This window comes from Nocardiopsis sp. NPDC058789 (assembly GCF_042745575.1).
GTDB classification, from domain to species: Bacteria; Actinomycetota; Actinomycetes; order Streptosporangiales; family Streptosporangiaceae; genus Nocardiopsis; species Nocardiopsis eucommiae.
Map to the genome: position 1 here is coordinate 246939 of NZ_JBHYOW010000004.1, position 25649 is coordinate 272587.

Annotated in this window: 20 protein-coding genes; 13 read left to right on the forward strand and 7 right to left on the reverse strand. The window is 70.1% G+C overall.

Going from position 1 to position 25649, the window contains the following annotated elements:
- Positions 1–80 precede the first annotated feature (80 nt).
- Positions 81–1529 (forward strand): MATE family efflux transporter, encoded by a 1449-nt coding sequence (locus tag ACFW3L_RS07165; protein WP_378737344.1) that lies wholly within the window; start codon positions 81–83, stop codon positions 1527–1529.
- 1933 nt (positions 1530–3462) lie between these two features.
- Here the strand turns inward: ACFW3L_RS07165 and ACFW3L_RS07170 are convergent.
- Entirely contained in the window at positions 3463–3741 is a 279-nt protein-coding gene (locus tag ACFW3L_RS07170) for an ArsR/SmtB family transcription factor (protein ID WP_378737624.1), read from the reverse strand.
- 244 nt (positions 3742–3985) lie between these two features.
- On the opposite strand from ACFW3L_RS07170, the gene ACFW3L_RS07175 reads away from it, so the two are divergent.
- Complete coding sequence (locus tag ACFW3L_RS07175) at positions 3986–5038, forward strand: LLM class flavin-dependent oxidoreductase (protein WP_378737346.1); 1053 nt, start codon at positions 3986–3988, stop codon at positions 5036–5038.
- Positions 5039–5200: 162 nt separating this feature from the next.
- Here the strand turns inward: ACFW3L_RS07175 and ACFW3L_RS07180 are convergent, their stop codons facing one another.
- Positions 5201–5725: a hypothetical protein gene (locus ACFW3L_RS07180; RefSeq protein ID WP_378737348.1), complete on the reverse strand. Its 525-nt coding sequence runs from the start codon at positions 5723–5725 to the stop codon at positions 5201–5203.
- A 264-nt stretch (positions 5726–5989) separates the two neighbouring features.
- Positions 5990–7135, reverse strand: a complete 1146-nt coding sequence (locus ACFW3L_RS07185) for a TIGR04222 domain-containing membrane protein (protein WP_378737350.1) — start codon at positions 7133–7135, stop codon at positions 5990–5992.
- 613 nt (positions 7136–7748) lie between these two features.
- On the opposite strand from ACFW3L_RS07185, the gene ACFW3L_RS07190 reads away from it, so the two are divergent.
- The 11 genes from ACFW3L_RS07190 (at position 7749) to ACFW3L_RS07240 (ending at position 19314) form a co-directional block, all read left to right on the forward strand.
- On the forward strand, positions 7749–7967 hold the full coding sequence (locus tag ACFW3L_RS07190; RefSeq protein ID WP_378737352.1) for a hypothetical protein: 219 nt from the start codon (positions 7749–7751) through the stop codon (positions 7965–7967).
- Positions 7968–8249: 282 nt separating this feature from the next.
- Positions 8250–9089, forward strand: coding sequence for an OmpA family protein (locus tag ACFW3L_RS07195; protein ID WP_378737354.1), 840 nt, complete (start codon positions 8250–8252; stop codon positions 9087–9089).
- Between the two features lie 8 nt (positions 9090–9097).
- Positions 9098–9625: a hypothetical protein gene (locus ACFW3L_RS07200; protein WP_378737356.1), complete on the forward strand. Its 528-nt coding sequence runs from the start codon at positions 9098–9100 to the stop codon at positions 9623–9625.
- A gap of 212 nt (positions 9626–9837) precedes the next feature.
- Complete coding sequence (locus tag ACFW3L_RS07205) at positions 9838–10422, forward strand: hypothetical protein (protein ID WP_378737358.1); 585 nt, start codon at positions 9838–9840, stop codon at positions 10420–10422.
- Positions 10423–11079: 657 nt separating this feature from the next.
- Positions 11080–13572, forward strand: a complete 2493-nt coding sequence (locus ACFW3L_RS07210) for a glycosyltransferase family 4 protein (RefSeq protein WP_378737360.1) — start codon at positions 11080–11082, stop codon at positions 13570–13572.
- A gap of 82 nt (positions 13573–13654) precedes the next feature.
- On the forward strand, positions 13655–14026 hold the full coding sequence (locus tag ACFW3L_RS07215) for a hypothetical protein (protein WP_378737362.1): 372 nt from the start codon (positions 13655–13657) through the stop codon (positions 14024–14026).
- 78 nt (positions 14027–14104) lie between these two features.
- Positions 14105–14797 carry a DsbA family protein gene (locus ACFW3L_RS07220; RefSeq protein ID WP_378737364.1) on the forward strand — a complete coding sequence of 231 codons (693 nt, stop codon included), beginning with the start codon at positions 14105–14107 and terminating at the stop codon, positions 14795–14797.
- Positions 14797–15483, forward strand: a complete 687-nt coding sequence (locus ACFW3L_RS07225) for a vitamin K epoxide reductase family protein (RefSeq protein ID WP_378737366.1) — start codon at positions 14797–14799, stop codon at positions 15481–15483. The genes ACFW3L_RS07220 and ACFW3L_RS07225 overlap by 1 nt, the downstream gene beginning before the upstream one ends.
- A gap of 287 nt (positions 15484–15770) precedes the next feature.
- Entirely contained in the window at positions 15771–16853 is a 1083-nt protein-coding gene (locus tag ACFW3L_RS07230; protein ID WP_378737368.1) for a pilus assembly protein TadG-related protein, read from the forward strand.
- Positions 16854–17021: 168 nt separating this feature from the next.
- The gene (locus tag ACFW3L_RS07235) at positions 17022–17999 is read left to right on the forward strand and encodes an endonuclease domain-containing protein (RefSeq protein ID WP_378737370.1); all 978 of its coding nucleotides are present in this window, start codon (positions 17022–17024) and stop codon (positions 17997–17999) included.
- A gap of 490 nt (positions 18000–18489) precedes the next feature.
- Entirely contained in the window at positions 18490–19314 is an 825-nt protein-coding gene (locus ACFW3L_RS07240; RefSeq protein WP_378737626.1) for a hypothetical protein, read from the forward strand.
- 12 nt (positions 19315–19326) lie between these two features.
- Here the strand turns inward: ACFW3L_RS07240 and ACFW3L_RS07245 are convergent, their stop codons facing one another.
- The 4 genes from ACFW3L_RS07245 to ACFW3L_RS07260 form a co-directional block, all read right to left on the reverse strand.
- Positions 19327–20445, reverse strand: a complete 1119-nt coding sequence (locus tag ACFW3L_RS07245; RefSeq protein ID WP_378737372.1) for a pectate lyase — start codon at positions 20443–20445, stop codon at positions 19327–19329.
- Positions 20446–20687: 242 nt separating this feature from the next.
- Positions 20688–22403: an ABC transporter family substrate-binding protein gene (locus ACFW3L_RS07250; RefSeq protein WP_378737374.1), complete on the reverse strand. Its 1716-nt coding sequence runs from the start codon at positions 22401–22403 to the stop codon at positions 20688–20690.
- A gap of 73 nt (positions 22404–22476) precedes the next feature.
- The gene (locus ACFW3L_RS07255; RefSeq protein ID WP_378737376.1) at positions 22477–24648 is read right to left on the reverse strand and encodes a dipeptide ABC transporter ATP-binding protein; all 2172 of its coding nucleotides are present in this window, start codon (positions 24646–24648) and stop codon (positions 22477–22479) included.
- 17 nt (positions 24649–24665) lie between these two features.
- Positions 24666–25571, reverse strand: coding sequence for an ABC transporter permease (locus tag ACFW3L_RS07260; RefSeq protein WP_378737378.1), 906 nt, complete (start codon positions 25569–25571; stop codon positions 24666–24668).
- Positions 25572–25649 lie beyond the last annotated feature (78 nt).

The window sequence follows — 25649 nt, forward strand, 5'->3', positions numbered from 1 at the left end:
GGAGGGTGCGGAGGGTCCCGCAGAATCGTCACGAACTCCCGCTGACAGCTCGACGCCCCCACTTCCCCGCGGAGAAGACGATGGCCGACGACGCCAGGAACACCGCGCAGCACCCCGCCGACCACACCCCCGAGTCCGGCGGCACGTCCCCGCCCTCGGCGGACCCGCCGAGGGACGCGACCACGAACGAGCACCCACGGGAGCCCCGCCCCTCCTTCTCCCGGCTGGTCGGCGCCATCGCGGGAAAGGCCCTCCCCCTCTACCTCTCCATGGTCGCCACGGTGTTCGGCACCCTCGTCACGGCGGGGGTGCTGGGGCACACCGGCACCACGGTCCTGGCCGCCTACTCCCTGACCATCGCCCTGTACAACCCCGCCTCGATGGTCGTCCAGGGCGCGCTGCGCGGTTCGATGCCGTTCGTCGCGCGGAACACCGAGGACCCCGCCGCCCTCGCCCCGGTCCTGCGTGACTCCCTCTGGCTGTCCCTGTGCCTGGGCCTGGTCGGCGGTTCCGTGGTGGCGTCGGTTCCCCTGGTCGCCCGGTTGATCGGAGCACCCGCCGAGACCGTGGCGGCCTTCGGCCCCTTCCCCCAGCTGATGGCGCTGGCGCTGCTCGCCAACGCCTTCCAGTCCTGCGCCACGGTCCTGTTGATCGGCCTGGGGCGGTCGAAACAGGCCATGGCCGTGGGCCTCGTCGGAACCGCCTCGTCCGTGGTCCTGATCCCCACACTGGTGCTGGCCCTCGGTCTGGACATCGCCGGCGCCGGCCTCGCCATGCTCCTGACCGCCCTGACGACCACCGCGCTGGCCCACGTCCTGCTGAGACGCGGCACCGCGTTGACCACCCGGTCTCCCGGAGCGTGGAGACCGGACTGGTCCGGCGTCTGGCGTATCGCCCGGGTCGGACTCCCCATGGGGTCGACGATGCTGATCAAGTTCGGCGTGCTGGGCCTGCTCGCCATGGCGGTGGCACGGATCGGCACCACCGAGGCCGCCGCCCACCAGGTGATGGTGACCCTGGTGACCTTCGTCTTCCTCCCCGCGACCGCTGTCGGCCAGGCCGCGGTCCCCTTCATGGCCCGTGCCGCGCGGGCGGCCGAGTCTCCCGGGGAGAGTGCCTCGGGGTTCGGCGAGGTCCGCAGAGCACTGGTCGCGGGACTGACGCTGGCCCTGCCGGTGATCGCCCTCAGCATGCTTCTGCTCTGGGTCGCGGCGGGCCCGACCGTCGGCGTCCTCACCCCCGACCGGGCCGTCTCCGCGCTGGTCATCGGGTTGGTACCGGTCGTCTTCGTGGTCGTTCTCGCGGACGGCGTGCAGGCCGTGCCCGGGATGGGGCTGCTCGCCCTCAGACGCACCGCCCCGACCCTGTACACCTTCGCGGTGTGCTTCGGGCTGCTGGCCCTGGCCGCGTTCCCCGTGGCCTCGGCGGGTGGCCTCGCCTGGCTGTGGTGGACCTACGCTCTGGCCAACCTCGGACTGGTGGTGGGACAGGGTGGTGGCTTCCTCCGACTCACCCGGGACCGGAACTGACCGATGAACCCCCGTTCCGGAGGAGGCACCGTCCGGGGTATTCGGGGCCGACGGTTCCGGAACGGTCCACTTCATGCGCGACTCGCATAGAACTCATGATTTCGCACCGGAGTGACGCCCCGAGCCCGTCCCGCCCTCCCCTGCCACACCCCCACCACCAGCGGCCTCGGCGGAGTCCCGCACCGACCGCCGAGGCCACTCCATTCCCCTGCGAAACGACGCTCCATTTCCTGGAATCGTCCATTCGCATTCCTCCGGAGAAACACACGGGAAAGCACGGCGGCACCCCGTCGGCATCCCTCCGGTCGTCGCCTCCCGCCACGCGCCACCAACGGCCCGTCCGCAGGGCGGGAATTCCCCCCACCGCCACCCCACCTTCCGGAGCAGCGGGAGGGCGGCAGTCGTACCGACTCGTCCTCGCCTCCAGGGAGGACCGCCCCGCCCAGCCCGCCCCGGGCATCCTTCACCCTGGGGTCCCCTCCGCCCCACCGTCGCGTGACCCAGCGGATCCCCCCGGCAGCCCCGCCCTCCTCAGCCAGTCCCACGCCCCCACGAGGGAAAACCGGACAGTCGACCCACCGAACGAGACAACAGTCGATGTCTCCCTTCAGGTCGAAGAACGCCCCCGAGGCCCCCAGCGGCCACCAGGAGCCCCGGCCGTCGCGCGGCCGACCCCGTGGCGGCCGAGGCCCCGTCCTCGCGCCACGGGGCCTCCTGAATCCACAAGGGCTCCCAGGGAGCGGACACCCCCGAAACCGTTGTTACGAGGGTGTCCGGTTTCCGCCAAGCGATGACTTTAGACACCAAACCGCCTACAAAAGACGGCACGCGGCTCCGACCCGAACCAATCCGGACCCCGCCAATGACCACCCTGAGTGCGCCACTCAGCCAGGTCGGAGAATCAGTTCGAGAAATTGCCGCGGAACGGCTGCGGAGCACCCTCGATCTCAGGCATACTCAGACCGTCGGTCGCCCGGTCGGCGCTGGCTTCGAGCCCGATGCCAGCGCGTGTCCTGGCGTCCGCGCCATGCACTCGACGTTCCGTGCGTCCTTTCGTTCCCGGGGCCCGTGGGTGGGTTCTCGTTCACCACAGAACGAGGCTCCCGGGGATGGACAGAATGGTTGCGCGAAGCGATAGAGTGCACCTGCGGGATCTCGCTTTCTCCCGTTCGTCACACGGGAGAGGCGCGAGTTCGATGGGGAGTGACTTCGTGGAAGTTGCGATCTAGGGGGAACTTCCGCCAAGAAACACTCTCACCCGCCCAGGTGGCAGGGGATTCGGGGGAATTCACGTTCACCGAGCACGTGAATGCTCCCTTCGCCACCAAGGGGCCCCAGCCCTCTGTTGCCTCCGGGCGACAAAGCCACCGGGGGGAAAAGGGGAACAGAGGGATCGCGGCCCCGAACCATGAGGAAAAAAGGGGGGCACTCTCCCCTCCCGGTGTCAGGGGGAGACACGGGAGCGGAGGCCAACCTCAGGCGCGGCCCCGGATCGTGTCGGCTCACAGGGAGCCGACGGCGACCGGGGCCGCGACTCGTGACGACCGCTCCACAGCCGAGCTCATCCCACGAAAGCGGCCCGGTGTCGAGCCCTCACCCGGATCCCGCATACGACCCCCGGGTGGTCGTCGCCGCTCCGCTGGCGGAGGCGTTCCGCCCAGAAACCGAACCCGGACGGGAACTCGGCGTGACCGGGCTTCGTTGCGCCTGCGTGAGTGAAGACATGAGGTGTTCGCGCCGCCGGGCCGCGGCGAGGCGTGTCCTCCGGATCATGGGGCGCTCGCGACCACCAGGCCGTCCCTCGCCGAACCCGTGGAGCTCGAACGGCCACGGGCCCGACCCCGGCGCGTCGTCGCGCCGGAGACGCTCCCTGCCGCCGATCGTGCCGACGGCGACTCCGTCGTCACCGGCGAAGGCCTGCGGGAAGCCCGCCCTAGTGCGCGTCCCGACAGCTCAGCACGGTCTCCAGCAAGCCGGGGAAGCGCCCGTCGAGCTCCTGGTCGCGCAGCGAGACGAAGCAGCGCGTGCCCTCGGTCCGGTTCTGGATCAGCCCTGCGTTGCGGAGGATCTTCAGGTGGTGGCTCAGGGTCGACTGCGCGATCGGCAGGTCGATGTCCTTCCAGGCCCGCTCACCCTCGAACTCCGCGAGCATGCACACGATCCGCATCCGGGTGGGTTCGGCCAGCGCGGAGAGCACCGTGACCAGATCCACTTCGGACAGGGCCGGATGCTCGCGCCCCTTCGCCGTCCCCTTGGGAACCAAGACCCCACCTCCGCTTCCTCTGCCACACAGCCGTTCCGCGCGTCCGCCCGGGGGCCGCACCGTCCCACCCGACCCCGCCCCGCGGCCGAGCCCATCCGCGATCAGGATTTGGTGTGCGTTCAGCGGCGAGTGTACCGTCACTGTTCGATGTTCGTCGATCATCGAACGATTCAGGCCAGTGGGGGTAACTGAGATGACGGAAAACACCGGGGCCACGAAGACCGGGGCATCGGGGGCGGGGCCCGCCCTGTCCGTCCTGGACCACGCCAGCATCGTCGAGGGCTCCACCCCCGGCGAGGCCCTGCGTGACGCCCGTGAACTCGCCCAGAACCTGGAGCGGTGGGGCTACACCCGCTTCTGGCTGTCCGAGCACCACAACATGCGGGCCATCGCCAGCGCCGCCACCTCGGTCTCGCTCGGCTTCATCGCGGAGGGCACCTCCACCATCCGGGTGGGTTCGGGCGGCGTGATGCTCCCGAACCACTCCCCGCTGGTGATCGCGGAGCAGTTCGGCACGCTGGAGTCCCTCTACCCGGGACGCGTCGACCTCGGTCTGGGACGTGCTCCCGGAACGGACCCGCGCACCATGCGGGCGATGCGCCGTGACCACTCCGCTTCCTCGACCTTCCCGCAGGACGTCCAGGAGCTCCGGTCCCTCTTCGAGCCCGCGAGCCCCGGACAGCCGGTGCGCGCCGTTCCGGGCGAGGGCCTGCGGGTGCCCCTGTGGATCCTCGGGTCCAGCCTGTTCGGGGCCCAGCTCGCCGCGCACCTGGGGCTGCCGTACGCCTTCGCGTCGCACTTCGCACCGAGTGCGCTCTACGACGCGCTCGCCGCCTACCGGGAGGACTTCGCCCCCTCGGAACAGGCCTCGAAGCCCTACGCCATGGCCGGGATCAACGTGGTCGTCGCGGACACGGACGAGGAGGCGAAGGACCTGTTCACCTCGCAGCAGCAGGCCTTCCTGGGCATCATGCGCAACGCGCGCGGACTGCTCCAGCCCCCGGTCCGGAGCTCGGCCATGGACACGATGTGGCGTCCCGGCGAGAAGGAGCAGACGAGCGCGATGCTCCGCTACTCCTTCGTCGGTTCCCAGGAGACCGTGCGGAGCAGGATCGACCAGTTCGTCGCCGACACCGGTGTGGACGAGCTGATGATCTCCTCGATGATCTACGACAAGACCGCCCGCTTCCGCTCCTACGAACTGCTGGCCGACGCGTGCGGCCTGGCGGCGCCCGACGGGAGCTGAGGTCGGCACGGAACCCTGACCGGGGGTACTGGTCAAGGGTGCGGGACCGGATCAGGCAGGATCCGGAACCGTTTCCTCCGGTGACAGGGGTGGGGCGGGGTCGTCAGGACCCCGCCCCACATCACGCCCGGGCATCGGTGCCCGGGCCGCCCACGCGTTCGGTCAACCCCTCTCGGCGCGTTCACGGCCGTCCTGTCCACGGCCGTCCTGTTCACGGGCGGCCGCGCGGTCCAGCTCCCTGCGCGCGGGGCCGCTCAACGGGATGCGCCTCCACCACCACTGCTCGTCGGTCCGGACCTCCGCCTCGGGTTCGGCCAGGGCCAGCAGACCGGCGTCGTCCTCCTCCGTGAGGGAACGGAAACGCGCGTCGATGTCGGCCAGGGCGGCGTCCACGCTGGCGGTACGTTCCGAGCCCAGGGTGGCGACCCCCCGGTCCACGAAGTCACGCAGGACGAGCGCGGTGACGAGGTCGTGGACACCGCACGCGGAGGGGGCCGCGTCCGGGAGGGGCAGATCCTCCCGCAGTCTTCGGACGTGGGTGTGCCAGGCGCCGAGCAGGCCCAGCAGTCCGAACTCGTGGCCTGTGGGGATGCGGACCGGGAACTGCTCGAGCCGGTCCAGCTCCTCGGGGGCGAAGTAGCGGCGAAACCACTCTCCCGCCTCTGGTTCCGCTGGTGCCGGAGTCATGGAACTCCTTACTGGGGTGAGCCGGGTCGGTTCGGAGGCCATCGGTAGGGATCATCCAGGCGGGAACAGGGCCGGGGCGGACTCGGGAATCGGGGCGCCGGGACCGTCCCCTCGGGCCCCCGAGCCAGGCACACCGTCGTGGCACCCCACACACCTCGCTTCCCCCTGCATTCTCTTACGCCGGACCCCCACTCCGGCGGTTCACCCCTTTCCTGGGAAGCGGATGCGGAGCGACCGTCGGCGGTGTAGGGGCCTGTCCGGACGTCAGTCCCCGCCGCCACCACCGCCTCCGTCACCGCCCCCGGAGTCACCACCGCCGGAGGCGTCACCGGAACCCCCGTCGAAGAGGCCGCCGCTCGGGGAACCACCGTGGGAGCCGGAACCGTCCGAGCTGACGGAGTGACCACCCACCGAGCAGAGTCCGGCGAACTCGCACAGGCTGCCCCAGTCCAGTTCGAACCCCTCCCTGGGCTCCGGGGTCCGCTCCCCGACCCTCCCCGCGGGCTCCTCGACCAGCCGCGCCGAACCAGAGTCCGTCACGACCCGCACCGCGTCGCCGCCGGAGCCGTCCACTCCGCGCCCGCGCTGCCCGCCCTCGCGGCCCATCCGGCCGAGTCCGATCACCGCGACGTGCCGCAGCGCGACCTCACGCACCATCGAACGCTCCTCGACCCGGCCGGCGGAGTAGGTCCGCTCCGCTTCCACGAGCACTTCCGTACCGGCGGGGGTCCTGGTGGTGACGTTCCGACCGCCGCGCGCCAGGTACAGCCCGGAGGTGAGCCCGTTCAGCACCGAGAGGACCCCGCCGAGCACGATCATCGCGACCGTCCACCCGTTCTGTTCGTAGGCGGTCACCAGCACCACCCCGCCGATCAGCAGCCCGGCGCTCACGAGGGAGAGCTTCTGGGCGATCCAGCCGCCGTCGTGGAAGTCCGCGAGAGCCTTGGTGAGCTCGCCGGAGTGGGCGATCAGACGCCGTTCCGCGAGCCGTTCCCGGACCCGGTCGATGCCCCGGCTGAAGGTGGCGGTCCGGATCATTCCCCGCGCGGTCAGGCCGGTGCGGTCCTTGAAGGCCTTGACGATGTCCCGGCGGACCTGGTCCTTCTCGGTGACGTAGGCGTTGGAGGGACCCACCAGAGTGAAGAACCCGCCCCTGGTCTGACGCCGGACGCGACCCGAGAGGAAGAGGTCCATGAGGACGACCTCGCCGACTCGGGTGGCCCCACCCACGAGGTGGGCGAGCTCGCTCGGGGTGAGCTCCTCCGGTCGCGGCCGTCGAGTCGGAACGGGAACGGACGCGATCGCGGCGCCGATCGAACGGTACGCGTGGAACACCTTGACGAGGGGGAACACACCGATGGCCAGGCCGAGCAGGGCCCCGAGGATGGGGATGAGCACCGTGGCGTCCAAGGTTCGGGCCTTTCTGACGGGTCGGCCGAGGACCGGCCGGGAGGATCAGCTGAAGCGGGGGGTGCGGCGGTGAGGGGTCACTGGGGGGCAGGGGGCGAATCCGGGGGTAGGGCATTCGAGAACTGGACAATTCAACACCATGGCGCCGACACGGCCCCTGGCCTGGGCCTTCCTTCCTCAGGGGGAGTTCGGCCGCAGACGCACACTGTCCGACCCCCTGTCAAGGGGCGCAAGGCGAGCGACGGGTGGCAACCGATGCCCCCAGTGATGCGAGGGAACCCCTGGGGATCACCCCTCACCTGTGCGTTCCTCCGTGAAGGGGTTGTGGGCAGAGCTCAGCGCCCGAAACGCACCCGGAAACGATCTGGCCACATCCGGCCAGACTCTGGGGTAGGACACCGCGTGATGTCCGATAGTGGAGGGGCACAGGTTCAGGGCACCGCCATGCGCGGACCCGGATCCGTCAGACCCGTGAGGAGGTGTTCGCGATGACCACGTTCGAAGCAGTCGTGGACGAGCGGGCCGTCAACGCCACCCCTCCCCCGCCCCACGAACCAGGCGAACGCGTCGGCAGCACCGAAGTCGCAGCCCCTGTTCCCCAAGGAGTCACCCCGTGAACCTCACGCACCAGGTCTGGGTCAAGCTCAGCTCCCTCGCCCTGCCCAGGGCCGAGCGGAGCAGCGACCGAGGCGCTGGCTTCGTCGAGTACGGGGCGATCCTGGTGTTCGTCGCACTCGTGGCCGTGGTCATCATGAACGCCGGGATCGGCAACCGCATCGCGCAGGGTGTGATCACCACCATCGACGGAATCTTCGCGGGGCCGCCGCCGTAGACAGGGCTTGCAGACTCAACAGCAGTCGACACCACGAGCACGACGCGACGCAGGCGAGAGAGAGACGGGAAGACCTTGTCCCCCAGCAGCCAGTCGCCCAAGGCGAGGACTCCCGCCTGGGCAGCCTTGGGCACGGCTCTGCTCCTGCTCGTCTCCTCGGGTTGTGTCGTCTCGTCGGAGGAGTCACCGAATGGCGGCGAAGGGGATCCCGCTGAGGCGGGCGGAGGTCCACCCTCTCAGCCGGAAGGCGAGAACGGTCAACCCGAGATTCTCGCGAGTTCCGTGACGACGTCAACCGGGATCGGTTCGGATCTCCAGATCGACGTCAACGCGCTGGAGAGACTGGACAACGAGCTCCTGCGCCTACGGCTCAGCATCACCAACAAGTCCGAGGAGAGCTTCGACGTCGGGTTCGGCCTGGCTGAGGACCTCGACCGGCGCACCGGCAGCAAGATCAGCCTCCTGGACTCCGCGAACCAGCAGCGCTACCTCAGTCATGATCAAAGCGACGGAAGCTGTTTCTGCGACACCCTGTCCGGACCCATCGAGAGCGGATCCACGGAGACTCTCTGGGTGATGTTCCCCAGTGACCAGGGCGAACTGGACAGCATGACCGTCACCACACCCCTGACGTCCCCGTTCTTCGACATCCCCATCAGCGATGTCTCGGAGTCAGTCGAGCAGAGCAATCTGGGTGAACCTCGCATCCTTGATCTCACCCTGATCTCCGACAGTCTCGAAGAGGACCAGACCGGACGTACGGAAAGCGGGGACGAAGTCAGCATCATTCTCTCCTCGGACGTCCTGTTCGGAACTGGAAGCGCCGATCTCAGCGACGAGGCACAGGAGATCCTGGAGCAGGTGGCCCAGGAGATCGACGACGCGGATTCCGCGGAGGTCTCGGTCGACGGTTTCGCCGACAACACCGGAGACGACTCGGTCAATCTGCCGCTTTCCAAGGAACGGGCGGAAAGTGTGGAGTCCGCGCTGAACGACCTGGTCACTCGACAGGGTGTCACTTTCGCGGTTGAGGGGCACGGTTCCGCCGACCCCATCGCCGACAACACCACTGAAGAGGGCCGCGAACGCAACCGCCGAGTCAGTGTCACGTTCGAGAAGTAGGGGGACCGATGAACCGGCAACTTCGAACCACAGCGATCTCCGCACTGGTACTGACCCTTCCCCTCACCACTGCTTCGAGCGTCCTCGCTTCTCCGGCCCCGCTGACCGAAAGCCTGGACTCCCACGGAACGGCGGATTCCAACGAGGCGATCAGCGCTGGCCTCTCGGCTGAGGCGCACACCGTCGAGAGGAACGAGTCCGGGAACCTTCTCTCCGTCACCTGGAGCATCGAGAACGAAGGGGACGCTCCCACCACGTTCAGTTGGCCCTCCGGAACGTCCTACATGTACGACGACCCGAGCTCGTTCTCCGGTGTGACCATCACCTCGACCGACGAGCGCCGGAGATTCCACCCGCTCATGGACAGTGAGGGTGACTGCCTCTGTTCGGGGAACGTCTCACTGGATTTCAAGGCCACCATTGATCCGGGTGAGAAGGTCGCCTACTGGTCGATGTACTCCGTTCCCGTCGACGTGGACGAGATCGACCTGGAGATACCGGGCTTCGACGCCATCGAGGGAATCCCCGTCTCCTGATCAGCGCGACCTTCCCGTTCCCGGAAGCGGGGAATCGATTTCGCGTCGGGTCACAGGGACTCCCCTATCCTGAGAACTGCCCCCACGTTCGCTCCTGGACTCTTCTGGAGGCGGAGTTGACCACCCCTCACCGTCCCGAGCTCGGGGACACGCGCCGTCCCTCCTCCAGCCGGCCCCCCAACCGTTCGGACGGGCGTGACCGCCCGCCTCGGATGTCCGCTCGGCGACCGGGGCTCCCGCGCTGGGCCGGGCCCGCCCGGGAGGGCCGCAGGGACCAGGGAGCGGCCTTCGTGGAGATGGGGGCGACGATCGTCCTGGCCGCGCTGATCATCACCACGGTCTACGCCTCCGGGATGAGCTCCACCTTCAACGAGGGCGTCCGGCAGATGGTGTGCGTCGTGAACGGCCCCGGCTGCGGCGACCGGACGTGGGTGGACGAGGACCGCCCCGAGGAGCCGGAGCAGTTCGAGTGGGGCTCGGGCAACTCCAACGCCAGTGACAACAAGAACCTCGGCATGCAGGCGGCGGCCGCCGAGCCGTACAACTGGACCGACCAGGAGTGGACCTGCCTGGACAGTCTCTGGGGATCGATGTCCAACTGGGACCCGGGACTGGTCGACCCGACGACGGGGGCGCGCGGGATCGTCGGCTTCAACGCCGCGCAGCACGGGTCTCTGCCCTCGGGGTTCGACCAGAGCGCGTCCGCGCAGATCAGTTGGGGCCTGGGGCACATCCAGGAGCAGTACGGATCCCCGTGCACGGCCTGGCGGTACTGGCAGAGCACCGGCACGTACTAGACGAACGCACGCCCGTGGGCCGGGCGTGCTTCCCTGGGATTTCTCACCCTGCGCGACCTGCCGTTTCCTCACGGTGGCCGGATTCGGCCACCGGAAGCCCGCCGGAGCCCCGCGATCTTCCGGCAGAGTGTCCTTCACAACCAACGTCGCGTTGCTCCTGACGCGACGTCGTGGGTGGGCCGACCACCGAGCGGTGGTCGTCGAATCCCACGTTCGGCGCCGAGGGTGGTGCGCCCCCTCCGGCACCCACGGACCAGGAGACGGCACCGACGCGGGGGGCGGGCCCCGCCCGGTTTGGGTCGGTCGGGGTGGTGCTCGGGCCTGGAGGGTCTCCGAGCACCCGCCCGACGAGTTCCCCGGAACCGACCCGTGCCGTCTCCCACCACCGCTCCTCCGCCCCGTCAACGGCTCCCCTTGCCGGGGGCGGGGGAGCGGATCTCCCACGTTCGTGTGGAACCGCCGCAAAACACCCACAGATGGCGGCAAACCTTTGGACAGCTCGGGTCAGATTAGGACTTTTGAGGCCATTTCGCCCATAACCTGATGCCTCAATCCCCACCGAGTCCCTGGCCGTGGGCCCGGTTCGGTGAGGGGGACGGGGCCGGGGCCGCCCCCGCACGCACACCGCGCGGGCGGTACCGAGGACATGGGGGCTCGATGAGGATCGCCTATCTGATCAACGACATGTACGGCATCGGTGGCACCGTGCGCACGGTCGCCAACCAGGCGGCGGCCCTGTCCGCCCGGCACGAGGTGGAGATCGTCTCGGTGTTCCGGCACCGCGCCGAACCCGTCCTCCCCGTCCCCGCGCAGGTCAGCCTGCGTCCGCTGGTCGACATCCGTCAGCAGGACGACCGTCCGACCGGCGTGGACGGGCGCCCGCTGTACGAGGGATCGGAACGGGCCGGGCTGCCGCCGCTGCTCTTCCCCGTGGAGGACGGCCGGGGGGACACCCACAGCCGCCTCACCGACGACCGGTTGGAGGAGTACCTGGCCACCACCGACGCCGACGTGGTCGTGGGTACACGGCCCGGTCTGAACGTGGTGATCGCGCGGGCCGCGCCCGGCCGGGTCCTCAAGGTCGGCCAGGAGCACCTCACCTACGAGCAGCACTCCGAGGAGCTGCGCCGGGTCATGGCGGCCGAGTACCCCAACCTCGACGCCTTCGTCACCGTCACCGAGGCGGACGCGCGCACCTACGCGGCGCGGATGCCGCTGCCGGGGGTACGGCTGCTCTCCATTCCCAACTCGGTACCCGCGCCTCCCTTCACCGTGAACGGGCACGACACGCGCACGATCGTCTCCGCGGGCAGGCTGGCCCCCAGCAAGCGGCACGACCTGCTCGTCCAGGCGTTCTCCATGGTCAGCGAGGAGTTCCCGGACTGGACGCTGCGGATCTACGGCCGGGGCAGCCGACGCGGTGCGCTGGGGAGGCTGGTGGGTTCCCTGGGGCTCCAGGACCAGGTGTGGCTGATGGGGCCGCATCCCAGGGTCGAGGAGGCGTGGGCCCAGGGGGCTTTCGCCGCGGTGACCTCCAGCGAGGAGCCCTTCGGGATGACCATCGTGGAGGCCATGCGCTCCGGCCTGCCGGTGGTGAGCACCGACTGCCCCCACGGACCCGCGTCCATCATCCGGGACCGGGAGGACGGTCTGCTGGTTCCGAACAGGTCCGTCTCGGGGATCGCTGAGGGTCTGGCCCAGCTCATGGGAGACGACGAGCTGCGGCGGCGTATGTCAGCGGCCGCGCTCACCGACTCCGAGCGCTTCGATCCGGCCAACGTGGTGCGGCTGCACGAGGAGCTGTTCTTCGACCTCGCCGGGGTGGGGGCGCCGCCCTCACCGGCGCCCGTCCTGCCCGTGCCGCGTCCGGAGCAGGCCGCCTCGTGCCGGGTGGAGGCCGGTCCCGACGGGGTCACGGTGCTGTCCTTCGGTTCACCCGAGGGACACGTGGTCGGGCGGATCCCGGAGCGGGTGGTGCTGACCAAGCCGGGCAGGAAAGTCGAGGTGCTCCCCGAGTCCGACGGTCGGTTCCTGGTGGACGCCGCCCGCACGGGGACGGAGGGGCCCCGCGAGGACCGGCCGAGAGGGCTGGTCACCGGAGTGTGGCAGGTGCTCCGGGTGGACGAGGGCATGGAGGCGCCGGTGCGCGACGTGGAGATCCACCAGCACGGCTTCCCGTTGTCGCCCGCGCGGACCCGGGAACTCTCCCTGGTCATCCCCACCCGGTCCGCGAAGGGACGCCTGGTGCTGCACGTACGGCGTGCGGAGCACCACGCGGAGATCTCGCACGTGGAGGTCGCGGACGGACTGGTCACCGTGCAGGGACGGCTGCTCGGTCGGCACCGCCCGGACGCGCGTGCCCGGCTGGTGGTGCGTCTGCGGACCTCGCCCCAGACCCGACGCGAGTTCCCCTCGGCGGTCGCGACCGGAGGCGAGTTCACCGCCGTGATCGACCCCGAGCTGGTGGTGCGGGGGCGGGAGGGCGACTCCGAGAAGTGGGAGATGCGCGTGATCCTGTCGGACGGCACCGAGCACACGGTGGGGCGGCACCTGTCCGGGGTGGTCGGGTACAAGAAGATCATCCGGTACGCGCCCCTGAAGGTGCGGCCCGAGCGTGGTCTGGGCACCAGGGTGCGCCCGTACTACACGGTCAACGACCGGCTGGGGCTGCTGACCGCGCCGCTCGCGCCGTCGCTGCCGGTGGACCGGGTCCGGGCTCGGCCGATGGGCCGCCACGGCGACCTGTTGTACGTCGAGGTGGTGCTGGGGACGCCGCTGCCCGAGGACACGAGCTTCGCGCTGGAGGTGGTGCGGGGCGCCGGGGCGGGGCAGCGGTACCCGTTGGAGGTGATGCCCGCCCAACCCGGCAGCCAGGGGGGACGGCTGGTGGGGACCCTGCCGTTGCTCGATCACGAGGACTTCCGGGGGAGGTCGCTGTCGCGCACCTCGTGGCAGCTCAGGTTGAAGGCGGGGCCCGCGGGGGCGCTGGCCAAGCTGGGGGCGGGGGCCGTGCCGGACCAGACGGCGCGGAGGTGGAGCCACGGCGCCTACGTGCGCTCCGCGACGGTCTCCCCGACGGGGTCGGGGGACCTCCGGGTCACCGTGGCCGACGTCCACGTGGTGGCGGCCATCAACCGCCGCATCCACTGAGGCACGCGGGGAGGCTCCGAGGTCGGGGCAGGTCAGCCACCCCGGCCTCGACAATCGTGAACACACCGCTACAGTTCCCCTCATGAGCGGTCACACCTCGACCTGGCGGTGGGGCACCCTGGTGGTGCCCCTGGTCGCCGTCGTCGTGCTGTGCTTCCTCTGCGCGCTCTGTTATCCCGGCGTGGGCGCCTCGGGTGAGGCCGGTTCCCGTGTCGCCGCGGAGTGGTCGGCGGCCTCCGACTCCGCTGAGGACCCCGGGTTCTCGCACGCCTGCCCCACGCCGGACGAGCGCGGGCTGTTGACCGCGCAGCCGATGCTCGCCCTCGGGGCGGCCCTGGTGCTGTGTGTGCCCGTGCCGCCTCGGGTCGGCCGCTCTCCCCGCCGTACGCGCGGCGACCCCGCCGGTCCCCACGGCCACCGCCTGCTCACCCTCCTCTGCGTCCAGCGGGTCTAGGAGCACTCAGGAGCCCCGCCCCCACGCGCGGGGCTCGCACGCGTGCCCTCGTTCGCCACGGACCCTTGGAACCCTCACATGAGCAAGAACCTGATCATCACCCTCTGTCTCCTCGTCGTCGCCGCCTTGGGGATCGGCCTGCTCGTCTACCTGGACGGGGACGAGGCCACGACGGCGCAGGGCGCCGCCAGACCGACCGCCCCCGGGGACGGCCCCGAGGAGCAGCCCACCGCCCCCGCCGACGTGCTCGTACGGGAGAACAGCCGCTACCTCGACCAGGTGGAGGACGCCCAGGTCACGGTGGTGGAGTTCCTCGACTTCGAGTGCGAGGCCTGCCGTGCCCAGTACCCCGTCATGGAGCGGCTCCGCGAGGACTACGACGGTCGGATCAACATGGTGATCCGCTACTTCCCGCTCCCCGGTCACCTTAACTCCGGGCCGTCCGCTGCCGCGGTGGAGGCCGCCGCGCGGCAGGACGCCCTGGACGAGATGTACCAGCGGATGTTCGAGACCCAGGGCGAGTGGGGCGAGTCCCGGGAGGACCAGAGCGAGGTGTTCGTGGGCTTCGCGGAGGACCTCGGTCTGGACATGGACGAGTTCGTGGAGACCATGGAGTCCGAGGAGACCGAGGCGCGGGTCCAGGCGGACTTCGACGACGGGCTCCTGCTGGGCGTGCAGGGCACCCCGACCATCTTCGTCAACGGCCGTCCCGCGCCGAGCATGCCGAGTCACGAGGTCCTGTCCGCCATGATCGACTCGGAGCTGGAGTGATGGCGGCCCCCGTGCGGCACGACACCGCCCACGCCCCGGACCCGTTCCCCGGCGCGGACGTCCCGATCGTCAGCCGGGCCCTGCCGTGGCTGCTGGTGCTGGGTGGACTGGTCGGCCTGGTCGCGGCCGCCGCCCTCCTCGTGGAGAGGATCCGGGTCCTGGCCGACCCGGACCACGTGCCCGCGTGCAGCATCAATCCCGTGCTGTCCTGCGGGACGGTGATGGTGACCCCGCAGGCCGAGGTGTTCGGGGTGCCCAACCCGCTCGTGGGGGTGGCCTGCTTCGCGGTGGTGACGGCGGTGGGAGCTGCCCTGCTCGCGCGGACCGGTCCGGGCGACGGGTCGGGTACCGGGGCGGACCCGGGCTTCCGGCGCTGGTTCTGGCTGGGCCTCCAGGCGGGGTGCCTGTTCGGTGTGCTCCTCGTGCACTGGCTGATCTTCCAGAGCCTGTACCGGATCGGGGCGTTGTGCCCCTACTGCATGGTGGTGTGGGCCGTGACGATCCCGATCTTCTGGTACGTCACGCTGCACAACCTCCGCGCAGGGCACCTTCCGGTTCCGGGGGTTCTGCGGGGGCCGACCGGTGTGCTGGTCCGCAACCACACGGTGGTGCTCACCGTGTGGGGCGTGGTGATCGTGGGCGCGGTGGCGGAGGCCTTCTGGAGCTACTGGACGACCCTGCTCTAGGTGATCGGTCCTCGGGGCGGGCGGCCGGTTCCCGGTCGCCCGCCCCGAGGACCGGGTGGGGGGCGGTGACCGCGTCCCCGGCGTGTCACCGTCGTCACCTGGGGTGACCGGGTGGTCGTCCACAGGGCCGTCGGCGTTCCCTTTCCCTCTCGAGCCCGGCCGGGTTAAGCTGCGCCGGACAGGGGTTTCGCGGTGTCCACGCGCCCCGGTCCGTCCCTTCCGCCCCACCGACCGCTTCCGCTCCCGTCTCCCCGCCCCGAGCGCGGGGACCGAACCCCCGGACCGCCATGCGAAGGCCCCCCTCCTCCTCGGTACGCAGACGTCGTCTCCAGGGACGCCGCGACGACGGACAGGCCAACGTCCTCCTCCTGTTCGGCCTGACCCTGAGCCTGCTCGCGCTCACCGTGCTGTTCGTACGCGTCGGCGCGGCCAATGACATGCGTTCGCAGGCGCAGACGGCCGCCGACGCCTCGGTGCTGGCGGCCGTGGCGGGGCTGAGGGACCACGCGGCACGACAGCTCTCCGACGGTGTGCACCCCATGCCCCGGTACGACGAGGAGATCGCGCGGTCCCGCGCCGAGACGTACGCGCGCAACAACGGTGGCGTGCTCACGGACATCCGGGCCAGCGACAACGCCATGGGGCGCTTCGGCAACATCGTCCGGGTGGAGGTGCGCGGCGCCCTCTGTCAGAAGGAGCTGACGGAGGACGGGTCCCGGGCCTGGAACGACGTGGTGTGCGACGGCGAGGAGGACGCCTCCGGGTCCTTCGAGGGCACCGCCGCCGCGATCGCGATCATCGACCTCTCGGCGGAGTGCGGCCGGGAGTCCGACGGACTGGTGTGCGGCGGACAGGACGTCACCGACCAGGACCAGGCGAGGGAGTTCTTCGACGTGCACCTCATCGACCAGGAGGGCCGGTTCAAGTTCGACCCGAACTCGGTCTTCGGTGGAGGAGCGATCACCGACTGCGGATCCCTGGGCGGGCTGCACCCGCAGATGTGCGCGGCGCACGAGGCACTCAACCAGGAGTTCCCCGGCTTCTACCTGAGCGCCGGCGGCTACCGCGACGAGGCGGGCAGTGACCACGGCTACGGCCAGGCGGTGGACTACATGATGGCCGACCTGGGCGCGACGCCGACCCCGGAGATGGACGCGACCGCCATCGAGGTGATCGACTTCCTCATCGCGAACGCCCAGGACCTCAATGTCAAGGGAATCATCTACAACTACCACATCTGGAGTCCCAGCCGTGATAGCACGGGGCCCTGGATGGAGGTCAGGCGACCCGCGAACAGGGTGTACGGCAACCCGACCCTGGACCACGTGGACCACATCCATCTGTCCGCCGGTCCACCGCCCTTCCGGTAGCCGCCCGCCCGTGGCTCCCCGTGCCCGGGGAGCGTCGGTCGGGCTCGGCCGAGGGCGCGCGGCCGGTTCCCCCGGCCGTGTGCCCCCACTCCGCCGGACCGCAGGCGCGTTGTCCACAGATCCACGTCGGGGCTTGTCCCGGGTGGTCCGTCGGCCGAACCTGGAAGCATGACGCGAGACCACCGTGTTCCCCCTGGTTGTTCCCCGCTCTTCCCGCTCCCCCGCCCCGCACCCTCGACCCGGGCGGCCCGTACCGAAGCCCGTACCGAAGCCCGCCCCGGCCAGCCGTCCCTGCTCGGCGGCCCACCCCCCGACCACGACCTCCTGCTCCGGACGCTGCGGCCGGTGCTGGCCCAGCTGTCCCCGCGGGCGGTGGCGTTCGGTCGGACCGCAGCCTACGTGTGGGGGGTCGACCTGTACCCCCGGGGGACCTCCGTCACCCGTCGTCGGCTGCACGTGGCGGTGCCTCCCGGCGTCGAGGGAGCCGCCCGCTCGGGGGTGATCGCGCACCGCGAGTGCGTTCCGGAGTCCGAACGCACGCGGGTGAGCGGGGTGCGGGTGACGACGAGCGCGCGGACCGCGCTGGACGCCGCCGCTCAGTCGGGCACCCTGTACGCGGCGACCGCCGCCCTGGACCGCTTCCTCGCGCTCCGCCTCACCTCCCGGGAGAGGTTGCGCGCGGCCGCCCTGACCCACCCCCTGCGGGCGCGGGGGCATCTGAGGCGTGCGCTGGGCCTCGCTGACGGGCGCAGCCAGTCCCCCGCCGAGAGCTGGACCCGGGTCCTGTTACACCAGGTGGGTCTGCCCCGGCCGCTGCCGCAGTGCCCCGTCTCCACCGTGGAGGGGGAGTTCAGGGTCGATCTGGGCTGGCCCGCGTACCGGGTGGCGGTGGAGTACGACAGCGCCGAGCACCACTCCCTCCCGATCGACCGCGCCCGCGACCGACTGCGGTACCGGGCCATGGCGGAGGCGGAGTGGATCGTGATCTCGATCGGGGTGTACGACCTGTGCTCACGTCCAGCCGGTTTCCTGCGGCAGGTGCTGGCGGCGCTCACCGACCGGGGCTGGTCGGGGTCGCCGGAACGGACGGTGAGGGTCTGGCGGTCCATCCACCGCGTCGAGCGCCGTCCCCCGACGTTGGGTTAGGCCGTGCCGTGCGTCGGTTCCGCCGTCACGTCCGCCCCCGCCCCGCCTGCTCGTGGTCGGGCGCCAGGGGGGGTCGGGGGCCCAGGTGACGGCCCCGGGTCCACGGCCGCCACCGTCGACCCTCCGACCCGGGAGGGGAGACAGGGGTGCCACCGTCTCGACAGCTCCGTCCCCGTGGCGCCCGGGCGGCCACATGCGGCCACGGCACGGACGCGCACCGTGGCGGATCCGCCTCCGAAGGCCGCGCTCGGGAGCCCCGCGACGTCCCCGGGCGCGTGCCGCACCCTGGTCGAACGCGACGGGGCCGGAGGGAGATCCCCGTGGCCGGGGACGGCCGTGCCTGGGCCCGGGAGCCCCGGGGACCGGCCGTTCGTCGGTGGCCGCGACGATGATGTTCACCCGACCCCCGAACGGAGCGGTGAGTTACCGCGTCGTACTCCGTGTAAGCGGCACCCCCCGAACACCGAACCGCAGAATCGAGGCGTTGTCCGTGTCGACGTCGATGCCGTCCATGGAGCAGGAGCTGGAGGACGCCGCCCCAGGACCTCACTGGTTGCTCAGCCTGTTGGTGGCCCTGGCGAGCCTGGCCGTGGTCGCCAGTGGTTGGACCGTAGCCCGGCTGACGCTGGACGGAGGCAGCGCCGCCCCGCCGGTGGTGGACCCCGGCGGGGTGGAGTCCCCGATGGTGCGGGCCGTGGACGCCGATCCCTCGGACCCGGAGGTGTTCCTGGAGTCCGCCGTCCAGGCCGTCCGGGACGCCCCCTCCTTCCACGTGAGCTACACGCGGACCGTCGAGGGTGCGGCACCCGCCCGGGGGTGGGCCCGCCACGAACCCGGCTCCGACACCGTCTTCGAGCACTACTTCGAGACCTCCGAAGGGGTGCGGGTCCACCGCTACGACCTGCCCGGCACCGGATTCATGATGACCGCGGAGAAGGGCCTGCCCGGCATGACCGTGCTGGACCGGCCCACGGAGGCCGACCGCCGCCTGTGCTCCGAGGAGTTCGTGCTCGCGGTCCTGGAGGACCTGGAGGAGACCGCGACCGACCTGGAGCTCGTGGGATCGGAGGAGATCGACCTCCCCGAGAGCACACGCGGGGTTCCGGCCAGCACCCACACCGCCTACCGGTACACGGGCACCTTCGCGACGGAGGCGGGCGACTACCTCTCCGACGTCGGCCGCAACGACCTGGTCCGGATACCCGAGGCCCGGTTCGACCTCTGGGTGGACGAGGCCGGTCACCCCCGAAGACTCGGCTACACCACCCCGAACGGGTTCGGCGAGACCTACGACTACCACCCCGTGGCCACCTAGGGTTCCGGCGGCTCAGTCGCTTCCGGCGCGGCCCATCACGAGTTCGGGGACGTTGACGGTGTCGTCGAGTTCGTAGGCGTAGGGAGGGTCGGGCACGGTACCGCGCGGTTCGGGCTGTTCGGAGTCGACCAACAGGTTGTCGCGCGTGACCACGTTCCCCGGCTCCTCGGACTCGGTGGACACCGAGACCGGGGTGTTCTCGAAGTAGTTGCCCTCGACCAGCACCTGCGAACCGTGGGCGGACCGGACCCCGTACTCCGGGTTGGCGCGGAAGTAGTTGTTGAACACGTGGACGTGCTCGGCGTTGTGGGCACGCGGATGGCGCTCGGAGGTGCCGTCGAAGAAGTTGTGGTGCACGGTCACCCGCAGCGCGCCGGGCTCCTCGTCGCCGCCGCCGATCGTGACCGCCGACTCCGCGTCGGTGAAGTGGTTCCAGGAGAGGGTGACGTGGTCGGCACCGTCGGCCACGGTGATGAGCGAGTCGTCCTCACCACCGGAGAAGGTCGAACCGTCCACCCACACGTGGTGGGCGCCGCCCCGGATCTCGACGGCGGGACCCTCGGAGACCATGCCCAGGTTGGCGAGGACGACGTTCTCCGCGCCGTCCACGAGCAGGCCACCGCCGGTGAACTCGGCGCCCTCCCCCATGCCCACGAGGGTCTTGTCCGAGGCGACCCGCACGGTGCCGTCGAGGTCGAAGTCGCCCTCCACCTCCACCACCAGGGGCTCCTCGGCCTCCAGGTACGCGGTGAGCTGCTCGACGTCGGCCGCGGTCACGGTCTCCCCCGCCTCCCCTCCGGTCACTCCGGGGTGTTCGACGGGTGCGTCCTCCGTGTCCGTGTCCTCGTCCACCGCGTCCTCGTCCGCGCCGTCCTCGGTCTCCTCGTCCTCCGGAGCGGGCAGGGCCAGGGGCTGGCTCGCCCAGCCGACGGGCGTGCCGAAGGGCCGCTCCTCCTCAGCGGTCTCCGGGGGCGGACTGGACTCGTCCGCCTCCCCGGGGTCCGGGTCCACGGCGGCACCGACGGGGGGTTCGGGGGTGCCGTCCGCGTCCTCCTCCTGACGGGAGCAGGAACTGAGGGCCACACACAACAGGACCGCCAGGCACGCGGCGGGAAGAGGGCGGAGTCGCATCGGGAACTTTCCAACGAGCGGGGCGGGGGGAGATGTCGGACTCCGACGATTCTCTCAGGAGGCGAGAGACACCCGACACACCGCCCGTGCGATCCCGAGGGGCTCCGGACACGGCGCAGGGCGCCGACCCCGTCCGATGGGGGCCGACGCCCTGTCTGTCACGTTTCGCGAACGCTCACCCGGATGGGTTCCCCGGTGTCCGCGCGGACACCGGGGAACTCCGGAGGTTCACCCTGGGGTGACTACTCCTTGGCCCAGCCGATGTCCTCGTACACGTAGTCGGCGGCGAGACCGTACTCGCCCCAGTTGTGCAGGTCCTCGTTGACGACGTAGAGGCCCGGACGCTCGAACAGCGGGATGGTGAGCACCTCGTCCCAGAGGAGCGCGTCGATCTCGTTGGCGATCTCGGCGTACCGCTCGGGGTCGGTCTCGATCGAGAGGTCGTCGAAGAGCTCCTCGATCTCCGGGGTGGAGTGCTTGCTGTTGTTGGCGCCCCAGTCCTCGCCGTCCTCGTCCAGCGGCATACCGTAGTTGCCCTTGGAACCGGCGGAGAAGGGCGAGGTCCCGACGAGGACGTAGGTCACCATCTCGAAGTTGCCGGGGGTGACGTACTCGGAGAACAGCGCGTTCGCGGGCACCTGCTGGACGTCGACCTCGATGCCGACCTCGGCCAGCATCTGCTGCGCCATCTCGCCCTCGTCGACGGCCAGGTCCATGCCCTCGGAGGCCACGTAGGCCAGGGTCAGGGTCTCGCCGTCCTCGTTGGTCCGGATCTCCTCGCCCTCCTCCAGGGTCCAGCCGGCCTCGTCGAGCAGCTCGGCGGCCCGGTCGAGGTCGCGGTCGCCCAGGTCACCGCTGTTGTCCTGGTAGCCGTTCTGGCTGGAACGGAGGAGGCGGTTGACCTCGCCCGTGATGGGCCAGTCGACGGCGCCGAGGGCGACCTCGGCCATGGTGTCGCGGTCCAGGGTCATGGCGATGGCCTGGCGGACGCGCTTGTCCTCCAGTCGCGGGCTGGAGCCGTTCAGCGCGGTGAAGCGGTGACCGTGGTTGACGGCGCGGGTGAAGTACGCCCCGTCGCCCTCCATGTCCTTGACGCGCTCGTAGCCGGCGGCGTCGTAGCCGAGGTAGAAGCCGTCGACCTCACCGTTGGCGAAGGCGCCGGCCTGGGCGCTGGTGTCGAGGCCCGCGAAGATGATGCGGTCGAGCTTGGCCTCGTCACCCCACCAGTCCTCGTTCTTGTGCACGGTGATACGGGAGGCGACGTCGTCGAACTCCACGTCACCGAACGGACCGGCGGTGACGGGGATGTCCTTGTTGTAGCCGTCCGCGAAGAGCTCCTCGTCCTCCATGTACTCCTTCGGGTACAGGGGGGAGAAGAGGGTCGGCCACTCGCCGTACGGCTCCTTCATCTTCAGGGTGAAGGAGTACTCGTCGTCGCCCTGGACGATCTCGTCGATCCACTCGTAGCCGGTCGTCGAGAGGATCTCGAAGTCACCGTCGCGCTCGCCCTTGCGGGTGATGACGGTGGCCTCGTAGTCCTCCCAGGTGATGGGCTCACCGTCGGACCAGACGGCGTCGGGGTTGAGCGTGTAGTCGACCTCGAGGCCGTCGTCGCTCACGCCGTACTCGAGGACGTAGTCCTCGTTCGGAGCGAACCCGCCCTCGGCGTCGTAGCGGCTCGCCGACGGCATGACGGCGGCGATGACGCGACGGACGTCGCCCTTGTTGCCCTGCACGTGGTTCATGTTGTGCTGCTCTTCGTACTCACTCAGAGCCCAGACGAAGTCACCCCCGTCCTGGAGGTCGTCGCGGTCCGCCGGGTTGAGGTCCTCGGCGGCGAGGGAGGCCTGCTCCTCGCGGGCGTCGTCCTCGCTCTGACCTTCATCGCTCGCGCAGGCGCTGGCCATCAGCACCAGTGCGGCCACGGGCGCGAGATAACGCGCTTTCCCGATACGCATGGGGATCTTCCTCCTAGGGGTGGTCTGACCGGCGCGCGGGGCGGCGTCGGCCTTGCCTTGGGTGAACCGTGGGTCAGGCAAGACCCGCCTGCCGCTCCGAGAAGTGGCAGGCCGAGGCCTGGTCTCCTCCGTTGGTCGGCAGGATCGCCGGTTCTTCGCTCATGCACCTCTCCTGATCGGACTCCGAGAGGGTGATGAACTTCTGGCACCTCGTCCGGAAGCTGCAACCCGTGGGCGGGTTGGCGGGGCTCGGCAGGTCGCCTTCCAGAACGATGTGGGTGCGTGCCCGCTCGCGTTCCGGGTCGGGAACGGGGATGGCGGACAGCAGGGCTTGGGTGTACGGGTGGCTCGGGTGGCCGTAGATCGACTGGGTGTCACCCACCTCGACGATCTTCCCGAGGTACATGACCGCCACCCGGTCGGCGATGTGCCGGACCACGGACAGGTCGTGCGCCACGAACAGGTAGGCGAGACCGAGCTTGGCCTGGAGTTCCTCCAGCAGGTTGATCACGCCCGCCTGGATGGACACGTCCAGGGCGGAGACCGGCTCGTCGAGGACCAGGAGCTTGGGTTCGAGGGCCAGGGCACGGGCGATGCCGATGCGCTGGCGCTGACCGCCGGAGAACTCCGCCGGGAACCGTGTGGCGTGCTCGGTGTTCAGGCCGACGAGCTGGAGGAGCTCGTAGACGCGCTCGGTGACCTCCCGTGTCGGGACCCTGTGCGTGCGCAGCGGTTCCGCGATGATGTCGAACACCGGCATGCGCGGATCCAGTGAGCTCATCGGGTCCTGGAACACGATCTGCATGTCGCGGCGGAGCGCGAACCGCTCCGAGCGGGACAGGGTGGAGACGTCTCGGCCCATGACCTCGACGCTGCCCCGCTGCGGCTTCTCCAGGCCCAGGATCTCCATGAGGGTGGAGGACTTCCCGCAGCCGGACTCCCCGACCAGCGCGAGGGTCTCCCCCTCCCGGATGTCGAAGTCGAGGCCGTCCACCGCGTACACCGTGCCGACACGGCGTTTGAGGACCGCCCCCTTCATCAGGGGGTGGTGCTTGATCAGGTCCCGGACACGGAGGACCTCGGGAAGGTCCTCTCGGCGCGCCGAGGCGACCTCGACCTCGGGGATCTCGGGTACCGGGTAGATGTCCCTGGCGGTCCAGTCGTTGGCGTCGATCTCTCCGGAACGGATGCACGCCGCGCGCTGGACCCCGGTGTCCTCGACGCGGACGGGGTCCTCGTCGAGGTCGTGCCGGGAGCCGATCACGAGCAGGTCCGGTTCGGCGGCCTCGCACTCCTCCTGCGCGATGGGGCACCGGGGAGCGAAGGGGCACCCGGGGGGCAGGTCGGTCAGCGAGGGCGGGGTGCCCTTGATCGGGACGAGGGCGCCCTGGTCCTCCAGGTCCATCCGGGGGACGGCACCGAGCAGACCCATCGTGTAGGGCATCCGGCTGTTGTAGTAGATCTCGTCGACCGTGCCGATCTCCACCGGCCGTCCCGCGTACATGACCAGGAGGCGGTCGACGAACCCGGCGACGACACCGAGGTCGTGCGTGATCATGACGATCGCCGCACCGGTCTCCCGCTGCGCGGTACGCAGCAGGTCGAGGATCTGCGCCTGGATGGTGACGTCGAGGGCCGTGGTGGGCTCGTCGCAGATGATCACGTCGGGGTCGTTGGCCATCGCCATGGCGATCATGACGCGCTGGCGCATACCGCCGGAGAACTCGTGCGGGAAGGAGCGGTAGCGGTCCTCGGCGTTGGGGATGCCGACCAGTTCGAGGAGCTCGACCGCGCGCCGCCGCGCCTTGTCCCTGCTGCCCCTGGGGCTGTGGACCATGACCGCCTCGGCCAGCTGGTCCCCCACCGTGTACACGGGGGTCAGACCGGAGAGCGGGTCCTGGAAGACCATGGAGATGACCTTGCCGCGGATGCGGGCCATCTCCCGGTCCGGCTTCCCGAGGAGCTCCTGGCCGTGCAGGCGCACGGAGCCGGTGATCTCGGCGTGTTCGGGGAGCAGCCCCATGGCGGCCATCGACGAGACCGACTTGCCGGAACCGGACTCACCGACGATGCCGAGGACCTCGCCCCGGTTCACCGCGTAGCTGACGCCCCGCACGGCCTTGACGTCGGGATTGTTGTTGAAGCCACGGAAGGTGACCGTGAGGTCGGTGACCTCCAGGACGGGGGTCGGTCCCGTGGTGGCGGTGTTCTCGGACTCCGTGTCCGCGATGGTCTCGGTACTCATTGGTGGGCCTTCCCCTACTAGGACCGACGCGACTTGGCGGTGGGGTCGAGGGCGTCGCGCAGCCCGTCCCCGATCATGTTGACGGCCAGGACCAGCAGCACCAGCAGAGCGGTGGGGAACACGAAGACCCACGGCGCGGTGGTGGCGAAGGAGGCTCCGTCAGCGATGACGACACCGAGGCTGACGTCGGGAGACTGCACACCCAGACCGAAGTAGCTCAGCGCGGTCTCACCGATGATCGCGGTGCTGACCGTGATCGTGGCGTCGGCGATGAGCAGCGACGACATGTTCGGCAGGATGTGGCGGAGGATGATCTTGTAGGGGGGCACGCCCATGAAGCGGGCGGCGTGGATGTACTCGCGTTCGCGCAGGGAGATGGTCAGACCACGGACCATCTTGGAGGTGACCATCCAGCTGAACGCGGCCAGCAGGACGACCAGGATGAGCCATCCGCCCTGACCGACGAAGTGGCGGGACAGGATGGCGAGGATGACGAAGCTGGGCAGGACCAGGGCCAGGTTGGCGATCCAGGTGAGGGTGCGGTCGGTGATCCCGCCGAAGTAGCCGGCGAAGGCACCGATGAGCGCCGCCATCACCGTGGAGATCGCGGCCACGAGGAGGCCGATGAGGAGCGACTTCTGGAGACCGGCCGTGGTCTGGGTGAAGATGTCCAGTCCGGTCCGGTTGGTGCCGAACCAGTGGTCGGGTGAGATGCCCTTGAGCAGGGCCCCGTAGTCGCGCTCTCCGACGTTCCACGGGCTGATCATCGGTCCGATGAGGGACAGCAGGACCAGCAGCACGAGGATCACGATGCCGACGATGACGCGCCGGGTGGAGATCAGCTGCCGGACGATGTCCTTGAGCCGGCTGGGCGCGGGCGGCGAGGTGGGGACGTCCTGGGGCGTCTCTGTGGCGGTGGTCATGGCGTGGTCTCCAACATGGCTGCTGCGGTGGCGTCCGGGAAGGGCTCGCTGGTGCTGGTGGCGGGGCTGTTCGGCATC